Source organism: Roseiarcus sp. (assembly GCF_052145395.1).
In the GTDB taxonomy this organism is placed as follows: Bacteria; Pseudomonadota; Alphaproteobacteria; order Rhizobiales; family Beijerinckiaceae; genus Roseiarcus.
Genome location: NZ_JBKQOT010000827.1, coordinates 1 through 21,968 on the forward strand (window position 1 = coordinate 1; position 21,968 = coordinate 21,968).

14 protein-coding genes are annotated in these 21,968 nt (G+C 66.4%); 7 read left to right on the forward strand and 7 right to left on the reverse strand.

The genetic code is table 11. The features are described 5' to 3' along the window. The 4 genes from ACLP25_RS28580 to ACLP25_RS28595 all read left to right on the forward strand — a co-directional run. Positions 1–4,148: GH36-type glycosyl hydrolase domain-containing protein (locus ACLP25_RS28580; protein WP_442472478.1), on the forward strand; the 4,148-nt coding region annotated here is incomplete at its 5' end. Positions 4,149–4,335: 187 nt separating this feature from the next. Next, positions 4,336–6,465, forward strand: a complete 2,130-nt coding sequence (locus tag ACLP25_RS28585) for a sodium-translocating pyrophosphatase (protein ID WP_442472479.1) — start codon at positions 4,336–4,338, stop codon at positions 6,463–6,465. A 135-nt stretch (positions 6,466–6,600) separates the two neighbouring features. Then, positions 6,601–7,005 (forward strand): type II toxin-antitoxin system HicB family antitoxin, encoded by a 405-nt coding sequence (locus ACLP25_RS28590; protein WP_442472480.1) that lies wholly within the window; start codon positions 6,601–6,603, stop codon positions 7,003–7,005. 803 nt (positions 7,006–7,808) lie between these two features. Continuing rightward, positions 7,809–8,660 (forward strand): endonuclease/exonuclease/phosphatase family protein, encoded by an 852-nt coding sequence (locus ACLP25_RS28595; RefSeq protein ID WP_442472481.1) that lies wholly within the window; start codon positions 7,809–7,811, stop codon positions 8,658–8,660. On the opposite strand, the gene ACLP25_RS28600 is transcribed toward ACLP25_RS28595, so the two are convergent. Beyond that, a complete protein-coding gene (locus ACLP25_RS28600) occupies positions 8,576–9,043 on the reverse strand; it encodes an outer membrane protein assembly factor BamE (protein WP_442472482.1) in 468 nt (155 codons plus the stop codon). The two genes, ACLP25_RS28595 and ACLP25_RS28600, sit on opposite strands and share 85 nt — an antisense overlap. Before the next feature lie 79 nt (positions 9,044–9,122). Between ACLP25_RS28600 and ACLP25_RS28605 the strand changes: the two genes are divergently transcribed. Together ACLP25_RS28605 and ACLP25_RS28610 are read left to right on the forward strand one after the other, a co-directional pair. Next, positions 9,123–9,719 carry a ubiquinol-cytochrome C chaperone family protein gene (locus ACLP25_RS28605; protein WP_442472483.1) on the forward strand — a complete coding sequence of 199 codons (597 nt, stop codon included), beginning with the start codon at positions 9,123–9,125 and terminating at the stop codon, positions 9,717–9,719. 1 nt (position 9,720) lies between these two features. After that, positions 9,721–10,248, forward strand: coding sequence for a YceD family protein (locus tag ACLP25_RS28610; RefSeq protein ID WP_442472484.1), 528 nt, complete (start codon positions 9,721–9,723; stop codon positions 10,246–10,248). 54 nt (positions 10,249–10,302) lie between these two features. Here ACLP25_RS28610 and ACLP25_RS28615 read toward each other — a convergent pair whose 3' ends face one another. The 3 genes from ACLP25_RS28615 to ACLP25_RS28625 all read right to left on the reverse strand — a co-directional run bounded on the left by ACLP25_RS28615 (position 10,303) and on the right by ACLP25_RS28625 (position 15,756). Continuing rightward, entirely contained in the window at positions 10,303–12,327 is a 2,025-nt protein-coding gene (locus tag ACLP25_RS28615; protein ID WP_442472516.1) for a PQQ-dependent dehydrogenase, methanol/ethanol family, read from the reverse strand. Positions 12,328–13,345: 1,018 nt separating this feature from the next. Continuing rightward, the gene (locus tag ACLP25_RS28620) at positions 13,346–14,641 is read right to left on the reverse strand and encodes an adenylate/guanylate cyclase domain-containing protein (protein ID WP_442472485.1); all 1,296 of its coding nucleotides are present in this window, start codon (positions 14,639–14,641) and stop codon (positions 13,346–13,348) included. A gap of 50 nt (positions 14,642–14,691) precedes the next feature. Then, complete coding sequence (locus ACLP25_RS28625) at positions 14,692–15,756, reverse strand: LysM peptidoglycan-binding domain-containing protein (protein ID WP_442472486.1); 1,065 nt, start codon at positions 15,754–15,756, stop codon at positions 14,692–14,694. Positions 15,757–16,027: 271 nt separating this feature from the next. Between ACLP25_RS28625 and ACLP25_RS28630 the strand changes: the two genes are divergently transcribed. Further along, positions 16,028–17,590: a long-chain-fatty-acid--CoA ligase gene (locus ACLP25_RS28630; protein WP_442472487.1), complete on the forward strand. Its 1,563-nt coding sequence runs from the start codon at positions 16,028–16,030 to the stop codon at positions 17,588–17,590. Between the two features lie 123 nt (positions 17,591–17,713). Here the strand turns inward: ACLP25_RS28630 and ACLP25_RS28635 are convergent, their stop codons facing one another. The 3 genes from ACLP25_RS28635 to ACLP25_RS28645 all read right to left on the reverse strand — a co-directional run bounded on the left by ACLP25_RS28635 (position 17,714) and on the right by ACLP25_RS28645 (position 21,937). Beyond that, positions 17,714–18,154, reverse strand: a complete 441-nt coding sequence (locus ACLP25_RS28635) for a MarR family winged helix-turn-helix transcriptional regulator (RefSeq protein WP_442472488.1) — start codon at positions 18,152–18,154, stop codon at positions 17,714–17,716. 362 nt (positions 18,155–18,516) lie between these two features. Continuing rightward, a complete protein-coding gene (trpE, locus tag ACLP25_RS28640) occupies positions 18,517–20,037 on the reverse strand; it encodes an anthranilate synthase component I (RefSeq protein WP_442472489.1) in 1,521 nt (506 codons plus the stop codon). A gap of 4 nt (positions 20,038–20,041) precedes the next feature. Then, the gene (locus ACLP25_RS28645; RefSeq protein ID WP_442472490.1) at positions 20,042–21,937 is read right to left on the reverse strand and encodes a SurA N-terminal domain-containing protein; all 1,896 of its coding nucleotides are present in this window, start codon (positions 21,935–21,937) and stop codon (positions 20,042–20,044) included. Positions 21,938–21,968 lie beyond the last annotated feature (31 nt).

The following is a 21,968-nucleotide window of genomic DNA, read 5'->3' on the forward strand; positions in this document are numbered from 1 at the left end:
TCGCCGGCGCGCTCGGCTGGTATTTCGATTCCGCCCAGCTTCAGGTCGTGATCGCCAAGTTCTGGGCCTACGCCGACGTCAACTATCGCGTCAGCGGCCGGCGACTCGGAGACTTCACCACCTATCCGATCTTCAACAAGTATGGCGCGGTGAATCTCGGGGAGGTCGCAGGCGGCGTGAGGCTGTTCTGGGCGGAGTCCGTCGCGGGCGTCCTCAACTGGTCGCTCGCGGCGCCGCTGTTCTCGATCAACTATGTGCTGCTCGACGCGCTTCTTCAGCGCAGCCTCCGCCCGATCAAGGGCCTCGTCAGCCCGAAAGGCGTCGAGGGACTGGTCGAGCAGGGGGTGCGCGTGTTGCGCTGGGGCCTGTGGATGGCGCCGATCATCAACTCGTTCCTCCGCCAAGCGCCCGATCCGAGCTGGTACAACCAGGACGGGGCGGTTCGCTCGGCGGTCGTCATCGGGGTCGATGGGAGTGAGACGCCCGAGACGTTCCGGCGGTTCAGTCTCATCCTGTTCCTGGGTCTTCTCGCCTACGACTGGCTGCGCATTTTGATCTGGTTCGACCACATGGGGCTGAGGGTGGCGAGTCTCGTCAACCTCTCGTTCCTCGGCGGCGACCGGGCGGATGAGGCGGCGGCGCGGTTCGTCGGGCACAACAGTCGCACCCGCGCGATCCCGGATGGAATCCGGCGGTTCGGCACTTGGGCGCCCCTGCTGATCCCGTTCTACATTCCGCGCGGGTCCGAATGGGACTTCGCCTGGACGGGCGCTGAGAAGCTTGCGCGCGACGGCAGCCCGATGCCCGAGCCGATCCGCACGCTCGGACTTGCCTATGCCGCGGTGATCGCGCTCTTCGCCGCCGGCTCCGTCGCCATCGTTGCACGCGAGCGCCGCAAGTCCGGACCGCCCGCCCCCTGGCTCGCCGGCGCGCCGCGCGAGCTTGCCCGCAATCCGCCATCCTATGTGTTCAACAACGGCGCGGTCGGGGTCGAGGTCTTTCGCGACGGCCGGGGGGCGGCCTTCGTCATGGGCGCCGAACGCGGCGGCGGCGGCATCGACCTGATCCGCCGTCCGCTCGAGCCGCTCCAGGCGCGCGGCCATTTCTTCTATGTGTCGGAGGATGGCGAGGCGCCGTGGTCGATCGGCTTCCAGCCCGCCCGCCGCGCCGGCGAATATCGGATCGAGGAGGCGGGCTTCCAACGCCTCGTGATCCATCATGCGCTGAACGGGATCGAGGCGCGGATGGAGATCGCGCCGGATGGCGGCCAAGCGGCCGTTCTGAGCTGGAAGATTCGGCTGACCGACCGGTCCGGCAAGTCCCGGCGCCTCCAGCTCACCAGCTTCTGCGAGGTCGCCGGGCACGAGACGGAGGCCTACGCGCGCGACCTCGACTTCGCGGGAATGCATGTCGAGACGATCTTCGTGCGCGCGCTGAACGCGATTCTCGCCCGCAACCGGCTGTTGCGCTCGGCGCGTGCAGATCGCGGCGAGACGGCGTTCTTCGCCGTCAAACCCGGCGCGGGCGCGGAGCTCGTCGGCTACGAGGATTCGCGCACCCGCTTCCTCGGGGAGGGGTCGCTGGCCAACCCCACCGGCTGCGAGCCCTGGCGCTGGCGGAAGCTCGACGACGAGGGCAAGCTCTGGACCTTCGATCCAGCCGCGAGCTTCACCGTCTTGATGTCGCTCGACGCAAACGGCGCGGCCGAGGCCGAATTCATCATGGGCCGCTCCGACAACGCCGTCTGGGCGGCGGAACTGATCGCCCGCCGCGTCGACCTGGCGCCGATGCCGGAGCCAGACCTGCAAACGCTGATCTACGAAACGCGCGCCGTCGAACCGACGCACGCTCTGCCGAGCCGTTGGCCGTTCGCGCTCTCGGAGGACGGCAAGCGGCTAAGCCTGACGCACCGCACGCCGCGCCCGTGGGCCCACGTGATGGCGAACGAGCTCGGGATGTCGACCATGACGTCGAACGACGGCGAGGTATTTTCCGCCTTCGCCAACGCTCGCCAGAACGGCCTCACCGCGTTCCGCTTCGGCAGCGCGACTGTCGTTCAGCCCGGGCAGGTGCTCTACGTCCGCGACCTCGAGTGCGAGGAAACCGATTCGCCCGGTTTTTCCCCCTTTCAGCGCGAAGACGCGAAGCACCAGGTCACCTACGAGCCGGGCGTCGCGACCTTTTTCAAGGCGCGCGGCGGCCTGACGATGGAGACCGTGGTGTTCGTGCCGCCCGATCGCCCTTGCGACGTGCGCGTTCTGACCTTGCGCAACGTCGGCGACCGGCCCAAACGCCTGCGCATCGTCCCGTTCTTCGACCTGGCGCTCGAGGAAAGCCCGAACGAGAGCGTCGGCAAGATCCGCGACGAGATGGTCGGCGCGACGCTTCTTTTCCAGAACCGCAACAACGACTTCGAGCGCGGCTTAGCCTTCGCCGCGACGAGCCTCGCCGCTTCCGCGACCGAGACGGTGCGGACGCGCTTTTTCGGCGGCCCGGGGCGGGACATCCGTACGCCGGCGATGGTCGAGACGGGCGCCCCGGACAGTGGGGCAAGCGACGACGGGCGGAGAGTCGCCGCCTTTTCCGGCGAACTGTCGCTGCCGCCGGGCGGGGAGGCGAAAATCGTCGTCGTTTTCGGTCAGGCGAAAAGCCGCGCCGAAGCGCTGGCGGCGGCCCGGCGCGTTTCAATCCCGGAGGCGGAGGCCGATCTCGCCGCGACCCGCGCGTCCTGGGCCGCGCGGCTCGGCAAGGTGGAAGTGCGCACCAACCGCCCGGACTTCGACCGGCTCGTCAACACCTGGCTGCCCTATCAGCTCTACGCCTCGCGGCTGTGGGGCCGGGTCGGGCCGAACCAGCGCGGCGGGGCGACCGGCTTCCGCGACCAGCTTCAGGACGTGCTGCCGCTCGCCCTCCTCGAGCCGCGGCTGACGCGAGCGCAGATCGTTCTTCACGCCAGTCAGCAGTTCCTCGAGGGGGATGTGCTGAAATGGTGGCATCGCGCGCCCAACGGCGGCACGGGCCTCGGACAGCGCACTAAGGCGAGCGATCCCCACCTCTGGCTGCCCTATGTGCTGGCCCGCTACGTGCGCGAGACGGGCGACGCGAGCGTCCTCGACGAAGTCACTTCTTTTCTCGAAGGCGAGGCCGTGCCGGACAACCAGGAGACCTGGATCGTCATCCCGCGCGCCTCGCGCGAGACCGCCACCGTCTACGAGCACGCGCGGCTCACCATCGCCTTCACGCTCGATCATCTGGCCGAAAACGGGCTGCCGCTGCTCAGGGCGGGCGACTGGAACGATGGCATCGACGCGCTCGGCCGCCAAGAGATTGGCGCCAGCGTCTGGATGGGCTTCTTCTTCGCCAACGTGCTCGACGGCTTCATTCCGCTTGCGCGCGCCAAGGGCGACGAGGCCTTCGCGGCGGTCTGCGCCGATGCGCTTGCGGCGCAGCGCGCGGCCCTCGACGTCGGCTGGCGGGGCGACCACTACGTGCTCGACTTCGCCGACGACGGCCAGGTTCTGGACCAGCCCAACGCGATGACGACCGGCTGGGCGGCCTATTCCGGCGCCTGCGACGATGGCCGCGCGCTTGCGGCGCTGGAGGGCGGCCTGAGAGGCATCGAGCGGGCCGACCGCGTGCTGCTGCTCGAGACGCCATTTTACGAACACTCGCGTCCTTATCCGGGCCGGATTGCGGATTATCCGCCCGGCGTGCGGGAGAACGGCGGACAATACAGCCACGGCGCGTCCTGGATCGTCGATGGTTTTGTCCGGCTCGCGGCCAACGCCCGCGCTCGGGGCGAGACCGATGCGGCCGCCCAGCTTTTCGCCCGCGCGTTCGAGATCTTCGAGAAAATCTCGCCGCTGAAGAAGACGGACCCGGAGCGCATCGCTGTCTATGGCCTCGTCCCGATCCAGCAGCCGGCCGACATCTACGACGGCTGGGGGCACGGCGGCCGGGGAGGGTGGTCGTGGTACACCGGGTCGGCCGCGCGCATGCTTTCGGCCGCCTACGCCATTCTGGGGATCGGGCAGGCCGATGGCGAGGTCGCACTCCGCGACGATCTTTTCGAGCGCAAAGGCGGCTTGCAGCTCGAGTCGCTGCGGATCGGCGACAGGACTTGGAGGCGCCAGAACGCTGCCGGTTGATTCTGCTCGCGCCGCGCGGATTTTTCGATGAATTGGCAGGGTGCGACGTTTGGCGCCCGCTACTTTTGTCGAATGATCGCCTCAAAAGACGGCGTGCTGCGTTGCGGCAGGGCGCAGTTTCTGTCATGAGGCGCCCACAACAAGCCGCGCGCAGGACCGCTCGCCAAATGTCAGGGGGCTATACGCCATGCTGTTAGGGATCATCATAGTCTGCGGACTGCTGTCCATCGTATACGGCGCGTATACGATCAGCAGCATCATGTCGGCGGACGCCGGCTCCCCGCGAATGCAGGAGATATCCGGCGCGGTCGCCGAAGGCGCGCAGGCCTATCTGCGCCGGCAATATACGACTATCGCCGGCGTTGGCGTCGTCGTCTTCATCGCGCTCGGCCTGCTGCTCTCATGGACCGTGGCCATCGGCTTCGCCATCGGCGCGCTCCTGTCGGGCGCGGCCGGCTTCATCGGCATGAACGTCTCGGTGCGCGCCAACGTCCGCACCGCGCAGGCGGCGACGAAGTCGCTTGCCGGCGGCCTCGACATCGCCTTCCGCTCCGGCGCGGTCACCGGCATGCTGGTCGCCGGTCTCGCGCTGCTCGGAGTCTCCGGCTACTTCGGTTTCCTGACGGGGGTGCTCGGCTACGGCGTGGCGGACCGCACGGTCATCGACGCGCTGGTCGCGCTCGGCTTCGGCGCCTCGCTGATCTCGATCTTCGCCCGTCTCGGCGGCGGCATCTTCACTAAGGGCGCCGACGTCGGCGCCGACCTCGTCGGCAAGGTCGAAGCCGGCATTCCCGAGGACGATCCGCGCAACCCGGCGACCATCGCCGACAACGTCGGCGACAACGTCGGCGACTGCGCCGGCATGGCCGCGGACCTGTTCGAGACCTATGCGGTGACGGTCGTCGCCACGATGGTCCTTGCCTCGATCTTCTTCGAAGGCACGAACGCGCTCTGGTCGAGCATGATGTATCCGCTGGCAATCTGCGCAGCCTGCATCGTGACGTCAATCATCGGCACGTTCTTCGTCAAGCTCGGCGCCAACAACTCGATTATGGGCGCGCTCTACAAGGGCCTCATCGCCACCGGCGTGCTGTCGATCCTCGGCCTTGCGCTCGCGACGACCTATGTGGTCGGCTGGGGCGAGATCGGCACGGTCGCCGGCAAGTCGGTCGTTGGGGCGAACCTGTTCGTCTGCGGCCTGATCGGCCTCGCCGTCACCGGCCTCATCGTGGTGATCACCGAGTACTACACCGGCACGGGCAAGCGCCCGGTTGTCTCGATCGCCCAGGCGTCCGTCACCGGCCACGGCACCAACGTGATCCAGGGTCTCGCCGTGTCGCTCGAATCGACGGCGCTTCCGGCGCTGGTGATCGTGGCGGGCATCGTGTCCACCTATCAGCTTGCGGGCCTGTTCGGCACGGCGATCGCGGTCACCACCATGCTCGGCCTTGCTGGCATGATCGTCGCACTCGACGCGTTCGGCCCGGTCACCGACAACGCAGGCGGCATCGCCGAGATGGCGGGCCTGCCGAAGGAAGTCCGCCAGTCGACCGACGCACTCGATGCGGTCGGCAACACGACCAAGGCGATCACCAAGGGCTATGCGATCGGCTCCGCGGGCCTGGGCGCGCTGGTTCTGTTTGCGGCCTACACCAACGACATCCGGCACTTCACCGAAATCGGCTCGCCGTATTTCAAGGACATCGGCGTTGTCGATTTCAACCTCTCCAACCCCTATGTCGTTGCGGGACTGATCTTCGGCGGGCTGATCCCCTACCTCTTCGCCGGAATCGCGATGACGGCGGTCGGCCGCGCGGCGGGATCGGTGGTCGTCGAGGTGCGCCGCCAGTTCAAGGAAATGCCGGGCATCATGCAGAGGACGCAGCGTCCGGACTACGGCCGCGCCGTCGACATGCTGACCAAGGCGGCGATCCGGGAAATGATCATTCCCTCGCTGCTGCCGGTGCTCGCGCCCTTCGTGGTCTATTTCGCCGCGCTTTGGATCTCGGGCTCGAAGGCCGCGGCCTTCGCCGCGCTCGGCGCTTCGCTGCTCGGCGTGATCGTCAACGGCCTGTTCGTCGCGATCTCGATGACCTCGGGCGGCGGCGCCTGGGACAACGCCAAGAAGAGCTTCGAGGACGGCTTCACCGACAAGGACGGCGTCAAGCACTTCAAGGGCTCGGACGCCCACAAGGCGTCCGTCACCGGCGACACCGTCGGCGACCCCTACAAGGACACCGCCGGTCCCGCCGTCAACCCGGCGATCAAGATCACCAACATCGTCGCCCTGCTCCTGCTCGCCATCCTGGCGCACTGAGGCTGAGGCAAACGCATGCGGAAGGGGCGGGGCCTTGGCTCCGCCCCTTTCGCATTTTCATAGCGTCGTCATAACGGATCGGACCTGCCCGGCCGACAAGTTTGGCGCGCGTTCCGAATGTGTAAGCATGCAAGCATGCCCGCGTTTCAAACATACCCGCTAACGATCGAAGCGCACCCTGAGGACGACGGCTATCTTGCGTATTTTCCGACCTTGTCCGGTTGTCAGACTTGGGGCGATACCTACGAAGCGGCGGTTCGAAACGCAGAAGAGGCGCTGGCGGTCTATATCGACACCTTGATCGCCAACGGGGACCCGATCCCCGAAGCCAAAATGAGCGCCGGGCCCACGGCGGGATCATCGTGCGGACCGACGTGGCGGCTTGATGCGATGTCGGAGCGGCTTCCGAGCGTCAGCGCCAAGGACGTCGTTCGCGTTCTGCAACGCGCCGGATTTCAGTCTCAGCGACAAAAGGGTAGTCACGTGACTTTGCGCAATCCCGAGTCGATCCGCGAGCTTGTCCGTCGAAACTCCAAGTGAATCCTGGATAATTTACAGAAAAAGGAAGTTACCTACTATGGCGAGATTATGGCCTGAGGACTATTATGACGCGGTGACGCACTAAGCCTGGGCGCCCGACGAGTTGGATCATCTTAGCGACCCGGGGCGCGCGTCCAAGGGGCGGCCGAGTCCCTACGATACAGTCGAGCGCCTCCGCCGAATCGAAGTTCCGCTCAATCACATCCTCGCGTTTTTCTTCTCGATGGCGCCGGCATCCCTCATAGGAGAATTAGTCAAGCGCCACGTGGGAATCGAGCCGATGGGCGACGTCGCTTATCTTGGCAGGGAGTTTGAGCGGCAGGAGGTATTCGATTCTATAACTCAACCAGATTTCGCTTTCGACAACGATCATACGTTCCTGACCATCGAAACAAAGCTTAACTCCTATTCATCGATTGAACAGTTGCAAAAATACGCCTTTCTTCACGCGCTCATACGCGAGCGAAGGCCCGGTCGTAGACGTGGGATGTTATTCTTGACGCCTCAGACCAGCAATTGTTCGGGACAGCGGCGAAGTCCATTGCAGAGGCGCGATCCCAAGCGGCGAAGGCGCTGGTCGCAGGAGGGGCAAAAAAGCATACGGTACAAAAAATTGAGACTTCGCGGGCTCCCGAGTTGTTGGAGAATTCGAATCTGCTCGCAATCGGGCATTGTTCGTTCGGGCAGTTTATCGAATTGGTCCAGCGCTACTATGACGCATCCGCTTCCGGGACGGTCGAGCAGCGCCTCTATCTCGGATTACTCGCGGAGCTGGAGAGGCGTGGTTTAGCGCGCGTAGGTGGATGAAGCTCATCTGTCTCAACACCTGGGGCGGCCTTGCCGGCCGTGAAAAACTCCTCGGCTTCCTGAACGCCCATCGCGACGCCGATGTCCTCTGCCTCCAGGAGGTCTGGTCGGCGCGCTACCACGGGCTCGACGGCGCCGTCGCCGGCGGCCATCCGCTCGACCAGGACGCGATCATGGTCAAGGGCAAGCAGGAGATCAGCGCGCTGCTCGACCGACACCGTGTCTTCTTCCACCCACACCATCTCGATGACTACGGACTGATGATGCTGGTCGCCAAGAGACTCGACGTCGTCGACTCCGGCGACGTCTTCGTCCATCGCGAGCGCGGCTACGTCCCCGAAGGCGACATCGGCCATCATGCCCGCAACGTGCAGTTCGTCACCATCGAGACCCCTCAGGGCCGGGTCAGCGTGATGAATTTCCACGGGTTGTGGAACGGGCGGGGCAAGGGCGACAGCGACGACCGCCTCGCCCAGTCGCGCCGCATCCTCGATTTCCTGGGCGGCCGCCGCGAGCCGTTCGTGCTATGCGGCGATTTCAACCTCGCCCCGGATACGCAGAGCCTCAGAATGCTGGAAGATGCGGGCCTCAAAAACCTCGTCGCCGAGTTCGGCGTCGTCTCGACCCGCACCAGCCTCTACGCGCGGCCGGAGCGCTTCGCCGACTACGAGCCCCGGCGTGGACGTGTTCGCCTTCCGCGTGCTGCGCGACGAGGTCTCGGACCACGCGCCGCTGATGCTCCAATTCGGTCTGAGCGGAGCGCTCAGCTGAACTTGAACAGCCCGCCCCTCATGTTGCGCAGAAAGTCGGGCTCCGTGCCGCCGGTCGGGGTAGTGCGCGACACGTAGTCGAACACCTTGCCGTCCTGCATGCCGTAGTTGGCGACCCGCTCAACCTTGCCGCTCTTGTCGAAATAGACGGCGAGCACGTGCTGGTCGGTCATCTGTGTCGGCATGAAGGCGAGCGCCCGGTGCATCTTCTGCCCGATGTAGTACCAGGCGTCGCCGCCGACGGTGGACGTCGTCGAGGGCGTGCCGAGCAGGGCCAGCGCCTGCGGCTTGGTCGTCCCCCCGACCTTGATCTGCGACACCGTCTCCTCGTCGACCTGATAGCCGCGGTCGAAGTCGCCGTCATAACCGACGCAGCCGCCGAGCGCCGAGCCAAGCGTCAGCGCGCCGGCCACCAGCATAATCCGAGCGGCCCAATCACAGGCTTTCGGCTTTTCGCCCATAAATAGTCTCCGTACCCGTCGCACCCTTTTTTCATCTTGCCAGCGCGACCGCGGATGCCTAACCCAAGCGACCGAGCAAATGCAAGGCGACGCCGGAATTGCCTTCAAGGCGTCGCGCAAGGCCCGTGTAATGATCTTCGCCCGATGGCGCGCGCGGCGCGCGAGCCTCGCCCTCATCGAGCAGCTTCGCGGCGAGATCGTGGCCGCCGCCCGAAGACCTGCGCTTTATCGGACCCTGGAGGCGCCGGACCGGGTCGACGGGCGATTCGAGCTGCTGACGCTGCATGTCGGGCTGGTGCTGCGCCGGCTCGTCGCGCTCGGCGGCCTTGGCGACCACATCGCCCAGGACCTGGTCAACGCGCATTTCCTGCACCTCGACGACACGCTGCGTGAGCAGGCGCTCAGCGACATTTCCGTGTCGAAGCGCCTGAAGGCGATGAAGCAGGCTTTCTACGGACGCAATGCGGCCTACGCTGCCGCGCTCGATTCGGGTTCGCGGGGGGACCTTGTGGCGGCGCTTGCCCGTAACGTCTACGGCGCGCCGGACGGCGCGCCCAAGGCGGTCGCGCTCGCCGACTACGTCGTTTCCGTCGACGCGTCGCTGGCCGAAACGCCGCTCGAGGATTTCGCCACAGGCCGCTTCCGCTTCCCGGACGGCCCGCTCGCCGGAGGTTGACATGCAGGAGCCATTCAGCCGCATGATCCGAGTCGACACGCTGCCCAAGGACGGCGAGACCCTTACGATCGAGGCCAATCCGTCCGAGCGCGAGGCGTTGGCCGCTTTCCTCAAGCTTCCGTCGATCCAGCGGCTCAGCGCGACTCTCATGGTGAAGCGGGCAGCCAAGGGCGGCGCACGGGTCATCGGAATGGTGCAGGGCGAGCTGACCCAGACTTGCGTGGTCACGCTCGAGCCGTTCCCGGCGGCGGTCGAGGAGGAGATTGACGTCCGCTTCGCTCCGAGCCACGACGAGAACGACAGGCGGCGGCCTGCGGAGCCGCTGGAGACCGTCTCCATGGCCGACGACGACGAGCCCGATCCGATCGTCGACGGCAAGATTGACCTTGGCGCGCTCGCGGCGGAGTTTTTCGCCCTCGGCCTCGACCCCTATCCGCGCAAGCCCGGCGCCGAGTTCGAGCCGCCGGCCGAACCGGAAACAGAGGCCACGCCTTTCGCCGTGCTGCGGGGCGAGCCGAAGAAGGCCTAGCGAAAATGGCGAGCCGCGCCTAGCGCCGCGGCTCGGTACAGCGCCTAACCGCGCTTACTTCGGACGGATCGCGTCCGCGGTTCCCTGAATGAAGGCCTTGATCTTTTCTAGGTCCTCCGGCTTCAGCTTGCCGTCGAAGTCGGGCATGCCGCGGTCGGCGAAGTGTTTTTCGACAACAGCGTTTTGGAGATTTTCGATCGTTTCGGCGTCGACATAGGCGAGATTCGGAATGTTGCCGCCTTTGTCCACGCCGGGCACACCGTGGCAGAACAGGCAATTGCTGAAGTACAGCGCGGCGCCCGCCGGCGCGTCCTTCGGATCGTATTTCACTCCCTGGACCAGCGGGCCGAGCTTGTAGCGCGCGACTTCCGGATATTTGGCGTCCCCGCCGATCGCGAACGTATAGACGATGCCGGCCGACTCGTGGTCGGTGGCGCGATGCGACTCGCCGAAGACGCCGCCCCAGCCGACCGCGATCGAGACGTATTGCTTACCGTCGATCTCGTAGGTCATCGGCGCCGCGACGACGCCGTTGCCGAGCGCCGCGTCCCAGAGCTTCGCGCCGCTGGCCGCGTCATAAGCGACAATCCGGCCGTCCGCCGTGCCTTGGAAAACGAGGCCGCCCGCGGTCGCGAGCGTGCCGCCGTTCCACGGCGAGACGTAGTCCGCCGTCCAGGCCGCCTTCTGTTGCACCGGATCCCAGGCGATGAGGCGGCCGAAGGGCTTGCCTTTCGGCGGCGTGCCGACGACGGCCTCGGCGAGGTTCCAGCCGATCCCGCTCATCGGCTGGCCGGGCAAATTGCTGCCTTGCCCGGTCCAGGTCTTGTCGTCGACCAACATGATCGGCACGTTTTGCGCCGGGATATAGGCGAGGCCCGTCTTCGGGCTGAACGACATCGACTGCCAGTTATGCGCGCCGAACGGGCCCGGAACGGGTTCGATCGGCTTGTCCACCCCGCGCGCGCCGGCGATTTCGATCGGCCTGCCCTCGGGCGTGAAGCCGCTCGCCCAGTTCACGTCGACGAAGTTCTTCGCCGAAAGAAACTGGCCGGTCTTGCGGTCGAGCACGTAGAAGAAGCCGTTCTTGTCCGCATGCAGCAGCACCGCTCGCTTCTGGCCGTCGATCGTGAGATCGGTGAGGATCAGGTCCTGGTCGGCGTCATAATCCCAGGTGTCGGCCGGGGTTGCCTGATAGTGCCAAGCGTATTGGCCCGTATCGATATCCAGCGCGACGATGGACGCGGTGTAGAGATTGTCCTTGCCCGATGGATTGCGGATCGAGGAGGCCCAAGGGCCCGCATTGCCGGTGCCGAAATAGACGAGATTCAGTTCGGGATCGGCGGAGAAAGTGTTCCAGACCGGGCCGCCGCCGCCGTTTTCCCAATATTTGAACTTGTCGTCCCAGGTTTGGGCGGCCTTGGCCATCGCCTCGTTTTCGGGTGGCTTCGAGGGATCGCCGGGAATTGTGTACCAGCGCCAGGCGAGCTGGCCGCTCTCCGCATCGAATGCGCTGACGACGCCGCGAACGCCATATTCGCCGCCGCCCCCGCCGACAAAAACCTTGCCCTTGATGACGATCGGCGCGCCCGTGAGCGTGTAGGGACGCGCGCGGTCGGGGCTCGTATCGACCTTCCAGAGCACCTTTCCGCTCGCCGCGTCGAGCGCGCTCAAGTGGGAGTCGGGCGAACCGACGTACACCTTGCCCTTGTAGACCGCGACGCCGCGATTCACGATATCGCAGCAGAGCTTGTAGCCTTCCTCGCGCGGGGACTTCGGGTCGTAGGTCCAGAGTTTCTCGCCGGTTCTGGCGTTGATCGCATGGACGATGCCCCAGGGCGCCGTAACGTACATGGTCCCGTCGACGACGATCGGCGTCGCCTCGACGCCGCGCACCGAGTTGAGCGGATAGGACCAAACGAGGCCCAGCTTGCCGACGTTGGCTGTCGTGACCTGATCGAGAGGACTGAACCGGTTAGCGCTATAGTCGAGCCCGTTGCTCAGCCATTCCTTGCCGGTCTTGCCGTTGCTGACGATACGCGCGTCGTCGACATTAGCGACCTCGCCTGCGCGCGCCGTCATGGCGATCGACGAAACTGCGCCCAACGCAATAACCAGGCTCACGAAAACGCTGCCGCCTCGCTTGGCTCGCGCAAGCGTAGCCGAAATGGGATTTCCCACTCTGCATCCTCCCAATTTGTTCAGCCGCGCGGCTGTTTATTGACCCGACACTCGCTGGAGAGCATCTGGCTGAATGGAAAAGCTGCCGGCCAGCGCCTCGCCGAGCCAGAATAACCGAGATTCTCGATATCCGAGCCTCGGCAAAGACAAAGTTGTCACCGCCGGCGGTCGATTGCAAGTCGAATGGTCGCGTTGCGTCACGGATGCGTTTGGAGGATGTCGGCTCCCCGAAGCGGGCCGATTTGCGGCGAGTTTTCTGTCGCCGAGATGCGCCTATCTCGCGGTTCTCAATGGAACGCGCAACGCCGAACGCCTCATGCTACACGTGGCCGGCGGTGGTTGGAGTTCCGGGAATATGGTGGAATATGGTGGGTGTGGTGACACACGGGTGGGTGCAGTGATACATGCTTTATTCCCCTGTTCGCCCGATGAATGAGAGCCATCAAGAAAAAACGGTTTGAAGCAAGCGCCACCGTTTCCACTGCTATAAATGGAAAACTGCAAACGGCGGGACCTTTTTGACGAGTTGAAATGGTGAGGGCTTCAGCGCCTTGCGGCGCCGGCCATCCATGCCGCGCCGACAAACGCTCTGCGACCGTCCGTTCCGGGTCGACTCCAGCCTTCGGACGCGGCTCTGCCGTGCGCAAAGCCGCTCGCTCGCCGCGACGGCGAGGACGATGCAACCTGAGCGCAGTGGGATTCGCCACCGGGCGCCCGCCGCCTGAAAACTCCCTGTTCCCCTCCTGTAAAGGCCCTCCCTGTTATCGGCGGCCGATTTTCCCTGCCCGGGAGCCGCAACCGGCGGATTGCAATTCGGCATCGTTATGAAAGGCTTCGAGATTTTGGCGCGGGACGGCGCCCGCGCCCCAGCGATTTTCCCTGTTCCTGCATTTTGTCGCGCCGTCGCCGGTTGTCGGCCCTAGCCCTGCGCGTTCCCATCCAGCGCGAACAGCGCCTTGGGCGCCTTCACGCCGCGCAGCGCGTGGAGGCCGAGCGGCTCGAGGCGCCGGCCGCTTTCGCGCGCGATTTCGGCGAACTCCGGCGACACGAGGATCGATCGCCCGAGCGGCTGGCAGAGCGCCTCGATGCGGACAACCTCGTTGATCGCAGGGCCGATGGCGGTGAAGTCGAGCCGGTCGGCCGCGCCGACGTTGCCGTACATCACTTCGCCGACGTGAAGAGCGAAATCGACCTCCGCGAGCGGCGCGCCCGCTTCGGCGCGCACGCGGTTCAGCGCCTCGAGGTTGCGGGTCGCCTCGATGACGGCGTCTATCGCGCGGCCGCATGCGACGGCGCGCTCCGCCTCCTCGAACGCGAAGGTCGCGAGCATCGCGTCGCCGACGAACTTCAGCACCTGTCCGCCGCGTTCCCGCAACGGCGCGGCCATGGCCTCGAAGGCGTCGTTCAGCAGGTCGATCACCGTGGGGCCCGGAGCGGAATCGCTCAATTCCGTGAAGCCGCGGATGTCGGCGTACCAGATCGCAGCGCGCAGCTGCTCCATCGACCCGCGGGTCACCGCGCCGGCGTGGACGCGCCCGCCCGCGTCCCAGCCGAGATAGGTGCGAAGCAGCCCGGAAGCGATGACGTGGCCGGCGTGCGCCTTCATCGCCAGCGACAGCGCTGGCAGGGTCGCTTGCATCAGCATGACGTCGTCGTCGCTGAAGCCCGCGTCCCGGTCTGTCGCGAACGAAAAGACGACGCCGCTCCCCTGCGAGCGGTCGCCGATTCCCAGTCCGCTCGCGAGCGGGTCCCCGTAGACGAAGAGCCAGGCGGCGTAGTCGGTCGCGCCGGCGGCGAAGAATTCCTTGAGCGCCGGGAAGTCCCGCTCCTCCGGTCCGGCGGACAGGCGACGGCGCATCGACGGATTGGGCTCGCCCGCGCGCGCCCGCTCGATCAGGGCGTAGAACGGGCTCCGAACCCAGATCGCTTCGTCGTCTTCGCCGTGGGCGTAGCTTTCCGGCGCGATGGCGTTCAGGTCGCGCCGCCAGGTGGCGCCGTAGCCGTGCCACTGAGGATGGAGAGTCTCCATCGCGGAATGCGCCCGCCACAGCGGCGTCCCGTGGACGACCAGCCGCTGGCAATAGCCGTCGAACAGTTCGGCAGCGGCCGCGCCGCGTAAACCTTGCTCAACCGCCCAGATGTGCGTGTCGACGATCCTCTGGGCCAGGGCGCTGTCGAGGGCGGCGATTGCGAACTTCGCTTGGGCGTGCGGCATGGAACGAGCCTCGCTCCGTCAGCCAGGAAGGCTCAGCCGGCGAGCCGGAATCACGGCTTCGACTCGCCCTTTGGCACGAAGAAGGTCTGTCCGGGATAGATCAGGTTCGGGTCGCGGATCTGGCCGGCGTTGGCGGAGAAGATCATGCCATAGCGCGATCCGTCGCCGTAGAACTTCTGGCTGATGCCCCAGAGCGTGTGGCCGCGCTCAACGTGATGGGTCTGAACGGCGTCAAGCACGAGATCGGCCGACGACGCCAGTGCGGTCGGCGCCGCAGGGGAGCGGGGCTTCTCCGGCGCAGCCAGGGTCGGGATGCTGACCGGCGCATCGGCGCGGGCGACGACCTTGGCGCTTCCCGGGTCGATCTCATCGGCGCGGACCTCGTAGGCGCCTGGCGTCATGCCGTGCTCGATGGTCAGCGACCAGCGTCCGTCGTCCTTGGTCCGGGCGTCGCCGACATAGGCGCCGCTGATGTAGAGCCGGACGGTTGCATTGGGGTCGGCCGAGCCCCTGGCGACCAATCCGCCGTCCGCGCTGGCGTCGACCGAGCGAATCGCGACGGGCGATGACGCGGGGCGGGGGGCGGCGGAAGTCGGTGGGGCCGACGCTGCCCCCTGCGCGGCGGCGGCGGTCTTGACGGGCGGCTGGGCGACGGAGACGGGGATCGCTTTCGATGTCTCGGCCGGGCCGCCGGCTCCGGACGACAGCGTGAGGCTATGATCGCCCGGCGGGAGCGGGGCCGGAATTATGACGAACTGCCCCTGAGCATCGGTCATCGTCTCGGCGAGCGTTCGTCCCGCGTCGACGAGGGCCACCTTGACGTTCGGCGCGGCGCGCCCGGCGACAACGGTGTCCCCGCTCGGCTCGACGCTGACGACGTCGAAGGCCGGCATGACAGGGGACGGCGTCGGGACGGACGGAGTCGGCGCGAGCGCGGCGGTCTTGTCCGGCGCGGGCGCCGGCGCCGCCGTCGGCTCAGCCGATTCGGTCACGGTTGCAGGTACGGGGTTCGGCCGCAGGAGGTCCGGATGGGTCCAATAGAGCCCGGCGGCTCCGACTGCGGCAACGGCCGCGCCGGTCGCCCCCGCCCAGATCAACGCTGTTTGCGATGGCATGCTGTTTCGCTTTCGCGCGTGACTATACTCAGCGCCTCGCTCTGCGACAATCGAGTGACCGGGCTCAAAGTCTTTTCTCCCCGGCGATAATCGTTTTGCGGACGTCTGAATCGGGACGTCCCCCTCGCTCCGCGAAAACTCCCGCCGCCCACGTTGAAATAATTCCGCGAATGTGGAAGCCTGTGATCAAGGGCGACGGAAAAATCGCATGGCGCCGCGCCGGAAGCGGCGCGGTCAATGAACGAGCGGGACGCCGCCGGGGAGGATCGCCATGAGCACGACCTTCGGCCTTCATCGCGCTGTTCTGTTCAACGGAAATGGCGTCGCCACCCAGTTCGAGAATCGCAGCCTGACCTGGATCGAGACGGCCGACCGCGTGGCGCGCCTCGCCGGGGCGCTGAGGGAATTCGGCGTCGGCCGGGGCGATCGGGTCGCGATCCTGATGCTGAACCAGGACCGCTATCTCGAGCTCTATCTGGCGACCGCCTGGGCTGGCGCGGTCGTCGCGCCGCTCAACATCCGCTGGAGCGCCGGCGAGAATCAGGCCTGCCTCACCGACTGCCGGCCCAAAATTCTGGTGGTGGATGCGGCCTTCGCCAAGATGGGCGAGGCGATGGCTGACCAGCTCTCGACTTTCGCGCTCCTCTACGCCGACGACGCGCCCGATGCGCGGCCCAAGGACGCCCACGACTACGAGGAAGTCCTCGCCGCTGCGGCGCCGATCCCTGACGTCGAAGCCTCGGAGGCCGATCTCGCTGGTATTTTCTACACCGGCGGCACGACCGGGCGCTCCAAGGGCGTGATGCTGAGCCACCGCAACCTGCTGGCAAGTGCGCGCAACGCGCTCTCATTCAGCACGGAGGAGGTCTTCCGCTGCTATCTGCATGTCGCGCCGATGTTCCATCTGGCGAACGCCAGCGGGATGTATCTCGCGCTCCTGCTCTGCGGCTCGAATGCGATCATCCGGGCGTTTTCACCTGATGGCGTCGCCCGCGCGATCGAACGGTTCCGCGTCAGCAATATCGTCCTCGTGCCGACGATGATTCAGATGTTCGTCGACCAGCCGGGCCTCGATCAGTTCGACCTCTCGTCGCTCAAGCGCGTGACCTACGGCGCGTCGCCGATCTCCGAGGCGGTGCTCGACCGCGCGATCAAGGCGCTGCCGCATGTCGAGTTCTTCCAGGCCTACGGCATGACGGAGCTGTCGCCCGTGGCGACGGTCCTTCCATGGAAGGATCACATCGGCGAAGGCCGGGCGAAGGGACGCCACCGGTCGGGCGGCCGTCCAGCCGCGATGGTCGAAGTGCGGATCGTCGATCCGTACGGCGCCCCGCTGCCGCCACGCGAGGTCGGCGAGATCGTCGCACGCGGCGACATCGTCATGATGGGCTATTGGGAGCGGCCGGAGGAGACGAAGAGGGCGATCGTCGACGGCTGGATGCACACGGGCGACGCCGGCTATATGGACGAGGACGCCTACGTTTACATTGTCGACCGGATCAAGGACATGATCGTCACCGGCGGCGAGAACGTCTATTCGGCCGAGGTGGAGAATTGCGTCGCGCAGCATCCGGCGGTCGCGCAATGCGCGGTCATCGGAATTCCCGACGAGCGGTGGGGCGAGGCGGTGCATGCCGTGGTGATGCGCAAGCCCGGCGTTATCGTCAGCGAGGCGGACATCATCGACTTCTGCCGCGCGCGGATCGCGCATTACAAGTGCCCGCGCAGCGTCAAGATCCAGGACGACCCGCTGCCGCTGTCGGGCGCGGGGAAGATTCTCAAGCGGGAGCTTCGCAAGCCCTTCTGGGAAGGGACGGCGCGGCAAGTGAATTAGACCCGATTGCCGTGCCGTCGAATCGCCCTTTGGAGATCCGGTCGTTGACCGCGTCGGCAGCTCCCCAGGGCGCCCGTTGAGAACGCCCGTCTACCGACGGCCAGGAAGCGCGGCTACAGCGGGTCAGTCCTTCGCCTTCAAGGTCTCCACCTCGCGCCACATACGGGCGATGAAGTCTTTGAGCTGCGCCCGCTCTTCCGGCGAGAAACCCTTGAGCAACCGCTCCTGCCGCGCCAGCGCCACGACGACGATTCGGTCGTGCACGGCGAGGCCTTTCTCCGTCAACGCGACCGGCAGGCGGCGCCGGTTGGGCTCGTCGCTACGCACTTCGACGAGGCCTGCCTCCGCGAGGTCGCGCAGGCTGCGGCTGACGGCGGCCTTGTCGAGTCCGGTCGCCTCGCAGATCCGAACCGGGGCGATCCAGGGCTCGCCGGCGAGCAGGGCGATAATCCGCCAGTCGGTGATGCCGACGCCGAACCGCGGACGGTAGGTCGCCGACGCGGTCGCCGTGATCTTCTGCGCAAGATTGGTCAGGGCCGCCGGAATAAAGGCGTCCATGTCCATGGCCAGCGCCGACCGTCGGTCGGCCGCGGGCTCTGACGGAGGAGACGGTGGGGAAACTGTCAACGGCATCTTTACGATTCGGGAAGCGGATATCTGCTCTTATAGGTCTCGTCCCCGTTTGTCCTTTTATTTGCGCAATCGCCTGCCCATCGGGTCCGGAGCGGCCGCCGAACCGTGCCGAGGCGCAAGAAGCCTACGCCCGTGTGACGCGGCGCCGCGCCGACCACGCTCGGCGACATCGCCTTCAATCCGAAGTCGGCTTGGCCGAGGGCGCTTCCCACCGCCTCAAGGCCGGTGAGTGCTCGAAAAGTCGATTCCAAATTGAGGTCCGCGCAAGGCCCTGCGAACGACCGGGGGCGAGGCTACTGCCCGCGCTTTCCCCGGGCCGCGAATCGCACCGCCTCCTCGGCCGCGCGAAACAGCGCGCGCGCCTTGTTGACGCACTCGACCTGCTCGGCTTCGGGCGAGGAGTCGTAGACGATGCCCGCGCCCGCCTGGACGTGCATGAGGCCATCCTTCACCACGGAAGCGCGCAGGACGATGCAGGTGTCCATCTCGCCGCCGGCCCCGAAATAGCCGATGCAGCCGGCATAGATGCCGCGCTTGTCCCTTTCGAGTTCGTCGATGATCTCCATCGCACGCACTTTTGGCGCGCCCGAAACGGTGCCCGCGGGGAAGCCGGCCGCCAAGGCGTCGACTGCGTCTGCATCGTCCCTCATCTCGCCTTCGACGTTCGAGACGATGTGCATGACATGGCTGTAGCGCTCGATGAAGAAGCTGTCGGTCACCTGGACCGTGCCGATCTTCGCGACCCGGCCGACGTCGTTGCGGCCGAGGTCGAGCAGCATCAGGTGCTCGGCGCGCTCCTTTGGATCGGCGATGAGCTCCGCCTCCAGTGCGGCGTCCTCGCTTGGCGTCTTGCCCCGAGGGCGCGTGCCGGCGATCGGCCGGATGACGACCTTGCCCTCACGCACCCTGACCAGGATCTCGGGGCTCGAGACGACGATCTGGAAGTCGCCGAAGTCGAGATAGCAGAGGTACGGCGATGGATTGACCCGCCGGAGCGCCCGATAGAGCGAGAAGGCAGGCAGATCGAACCGGCTGGTGAAGCGCTGCGACAGCACGATCTGGAAAGCGTCGCCCGCGGCAATGTAGTCCTTCGCCTTGGCGACCATCGCCTTGTACTCGGCCTCGGTCGTATTGGAGACGGCTTCGCCCGCGGTGGCGAGCGGGTCGGCCTCGCCGGCGCCGTGATCGAGCGGCGCTTCGAGGGCCGCGACGACCGCCTCGAGCCGCGCCTGAGCGGCCTCATGAGCCGCCTTGGCCGACACGCCGGCCGAGGGGCGGATCGGCGTCACGATGATCATCTCGTCTCGCGCCGCGTCGAACACGACCATGACGGTCGGACGGATGAGCAGCATGTCCGGGACGCCAATCGGGTCGGGCTTGGCGGCCGGAAGTCGCTCCATCCGGCGCACCATGTCGTAGCCGAGATAGCCGAACACCCCGGCGGACATCGGCGGCAGGCCCAGCGGCAGCTTGATGCGGGATTCGTCGAGCAGCGCCCTCAGCGCCGCGAGCGGGTCGCCTGGGAAGGGGACAAAGGCGTCGGGCTCGAGCAGCGCCTTCCGGTTGATCTCGGCGCGCTCTCCGGTCGAGCGGAAGACGAGATCGGGATCGAGCCCGATCATCGAATAGCGTCCGCGCTGGGCGCCGCCCTCGACCGATTCCAGCAGGAAAATGTTACCGGCACGCTCGCGTGCCAGCTTGAGATAGGCCGAGACCGGGGTTTCGAGGTCGGCGACCAGCGTCGTCACCGCGACACTCGCGGCGCCCGCCAGGTAGGCGCGTTCGAAGGCCTCGTAGTCTGGGATCATCGTCATCAGGTCAGCCGCCTTCGGCGGATTGCATCACGGACGGGTTGACGGTGACGCCGAGCGACCGGCGCAGCCCGGCGATGTACTGGTCGATCAGGCTCTCGCGGGTCGCACCGTCGAGCTGCTGGGCCATCGACTTGACGCGAGGGTCGATCGCGTCGACGGGCGGCGTCTGGTCCGCGGTGATCTTGAACACCGTCCGGCCCTCGGGCGTGGCGGCCGATCCCACTCCATCCGCAGGCTCACGGTAAATGGCCGCGACCACCGACTCCGGTAGACTCGATTTCTCGTCGCGATGGATGTCGACGACCGACTTGACCGTCGCGCCGACGCTCTTGGCGACATCGGCGGCGCTCGCGCCAGTCCGCAACTGCTTGACGAGATCATCGGCCTTGGCGGCCAGCGCCTTCTCGACCTGCTCGGTCCGCCACTGCGCCTCGACCTCGGGCTTTGCCTCCTCGAAGGTGCGCTCGTGCGACGGCTCGACCTTGGTCACGGCCAACCAGACGAAGCCGCCGTCCTTGGTCTGCAGCGGCGCCTCGTCCAGGCCGACATCGGAGGCGAATGCCGCCCGGAGAAGATCGGGGCCGTCGGGCAGCGGGACCTCTTTGCCGTTCGGGTCCTTGCCTGTCGCGTCGATGGCGGCGACGGACTGGGTCGTCAGGCCCGCCTCCTTCGCGGCTTCGGGGAGTGGCTTTCCGGACACGCGCAGGTCCTCGATCTTGTCATGCAGGGCCTGGATCTTGTCGCCGGCGCGGCTGGCCGAGATCCGCCGCTTGATCTCGTCGGCGACTTCAGCGAACGGCTTGACCGTCGCCGGCGTGATGGTCTTCACCCGGACGATCACTGGGCCGAATTGGCTGGTCAGAACGCCGCTCACCCCGCCGGCCGGCAGGGCGAACACCGACTCGGCCTCGGCCGGGTCGATAATGGCGTCCTTGGCGGTCTGACCGAGTTCAACGTCCTCCGGCTTCAGATTGCGATCCTTGAGGATGTCGTCGAAGCTCGCGCCGGCCTTGATCTTGGCTTCCGCCGCGTCGGCGTCGGCCTGATTGGGAAACAGGATTTGCTCGAGATCGCGCTTCTCCGGCGCGCCGTATTTCGGGTCCTTGCCCGCGACCTTGGCGTAGGCGGCTTCGGCGTCCGCATCGCTCACCTCGGCGGGGTTGGCGAGCGTCTCCGGCTCGAGCGCGACCACGTCCATCGCGCGGAACTCCGGCGCCCGGTAGGTCGATTTGCGATCGTCGAAGTACGCCTTCAGCGTTTCGTCGGATGGCGCAGGAATGTCTCCGGCGGCCGCCGCCGGGAGGACGAACGTGTCGGCCGACCGCGTCTGGCCCTCGGTATCGGCCTCCGACGTCACCATGGCCTTCGGCGCGGCCACGCCGGTCGCGAGCGCTGCGATGATGAACTGGCGCAGCGCGTTCTTCTTCAGTTCGGTGACGTAGAAGCGCTCGTTCAGGTCGTTGTCGCGCAGCAGGGACGCGAACTTCTGCGGGTCGAAGGCGCCGGAGCTGTCCTGAAAATCCGGATTGGCCGTAATCATGGCGCGCAGCGCCTCGTCGGAAACGTCGAGGCCGAGCTTGCGCGCTTCCTCGTCGATCGCCGCCTCGCTGATCATCCGCTGCAACACCTGACGGTCGAGCCCGATGGCGCGGGCCTGCTCGGTGGTGAAGGGCTGGCGCAGCCGCCTCTGGTATTGCTGCAGGGTGCGCTGGAACTGGTAGCGGTAGTCCTGCGACGAAATCTTGGCGCCGCCGACCGAGGCGACGTTCGAAGCGGTGAAGCCGCGCAGCATGTCGCCGACGCCCCAGATGACGAAGCTCACGATGATGAGCCCCATCACAACGGTCATGATGGCCTTGCCGACAACCCCCTGGGTTGCGTTGCGCATCGATTCAAGCATTCGGGTCCTTCGCCTCTTCCGTCGCCGCTTG

Bases quoted from the DNA above. Each gene is read 5' to 3' on its own strand.
- ACLP25_RS28585 (WP_442472479.1), top strand. From the start codon at position 4,336: ATGCTGTTAGGGATCATCATAGTCTGCGGACTGCTGTCCATCGTATAC.
- ACLP25_RS28590 (WP_442472480.1), top strand. From the start codon at position 6,601: ATGCCCGCGTTTCAAACATACCCGCTAACGATCGAAGCGCACCCTGAG.
- ACLP25_RS28595 (WP_442472481.1), top strand. From the start codon at position 7,809: ATGAAGCTCATCTGTCTCAACACCTGGGGCGGCCTTGCCGGCCGTGAA.
- ACLP25_RS28600 (WP_442472482.1), bottom strand. From the start codon at position 9,043: ATGGGCGAAAAGCCGAAAGCCTGTGATTGGGCCGCTCGGATTATGCTG.
- ACLP25_RS28605 (WP_442472483.1), top strand. From the start codon at position 9,123: ATGCAAGGCGACGCCGGAATTGCCTTCAAGGCGTCGCGCAAGGCCCGT.
- ACLP25_RS28610 (WP_442472484.1), top strand. From the start codon at position 9,721: ATGCAGGAGCCATTCAGCCGCATGATCCGAGTCGACACGCTGCCCAAG.
- ACLP25_RS28615 (WP_442472516.1), bottom strand. From the start codon at position 12,327: ATGACGGCGCGCGCAGGCGAGGTCGCTAATGTCGACGACGCGCGTATC.
- ACLP25_RS28620 (WP_442472485.1), bottom strand. From the start codon at position 14,641: ATGCCGCACGCCCAAGCGAAGTTCGCAATCGCCGCCCTCGACAGCGCC.
- ACLP25_RS28625 (WP_442472486.1), bottom strand. From the start codon at position 15,756: ATGCCATCGCAAACAGCGTTGATCTGGGCGGGGGCGACCGGCGCGGCC.
- ACLP25_RS28630 (WP_442472487.1), top strand. From the start codon at position 16,028: ATGAGCACGACCTTCGGCCTTCATCGCGCTGTTCTGTTCAACGGAAAT.
- ACLP25_RS28635 (WP_442472488.1), bottom strand. From the start codon at position 18,154: ATGGACATGGACGCCTTTATTCCGGCGGCCCTGACCAATCTTGCGCAG.
- trpE (WP_442472489.1), bottom strand. From the start codon at position 20,037: ATGACGATGATCCCAGACTACGAGGCCTTCGAACGCGCCTACCTGGCG.
- ACLP25_RS28645 (WP_442472490.1), bottom strand. From the start codon at position 21,937: ATGCTTGAATCGATGCGCAACGCAACCCAGGGGGTTGTCGGCAAGGCC.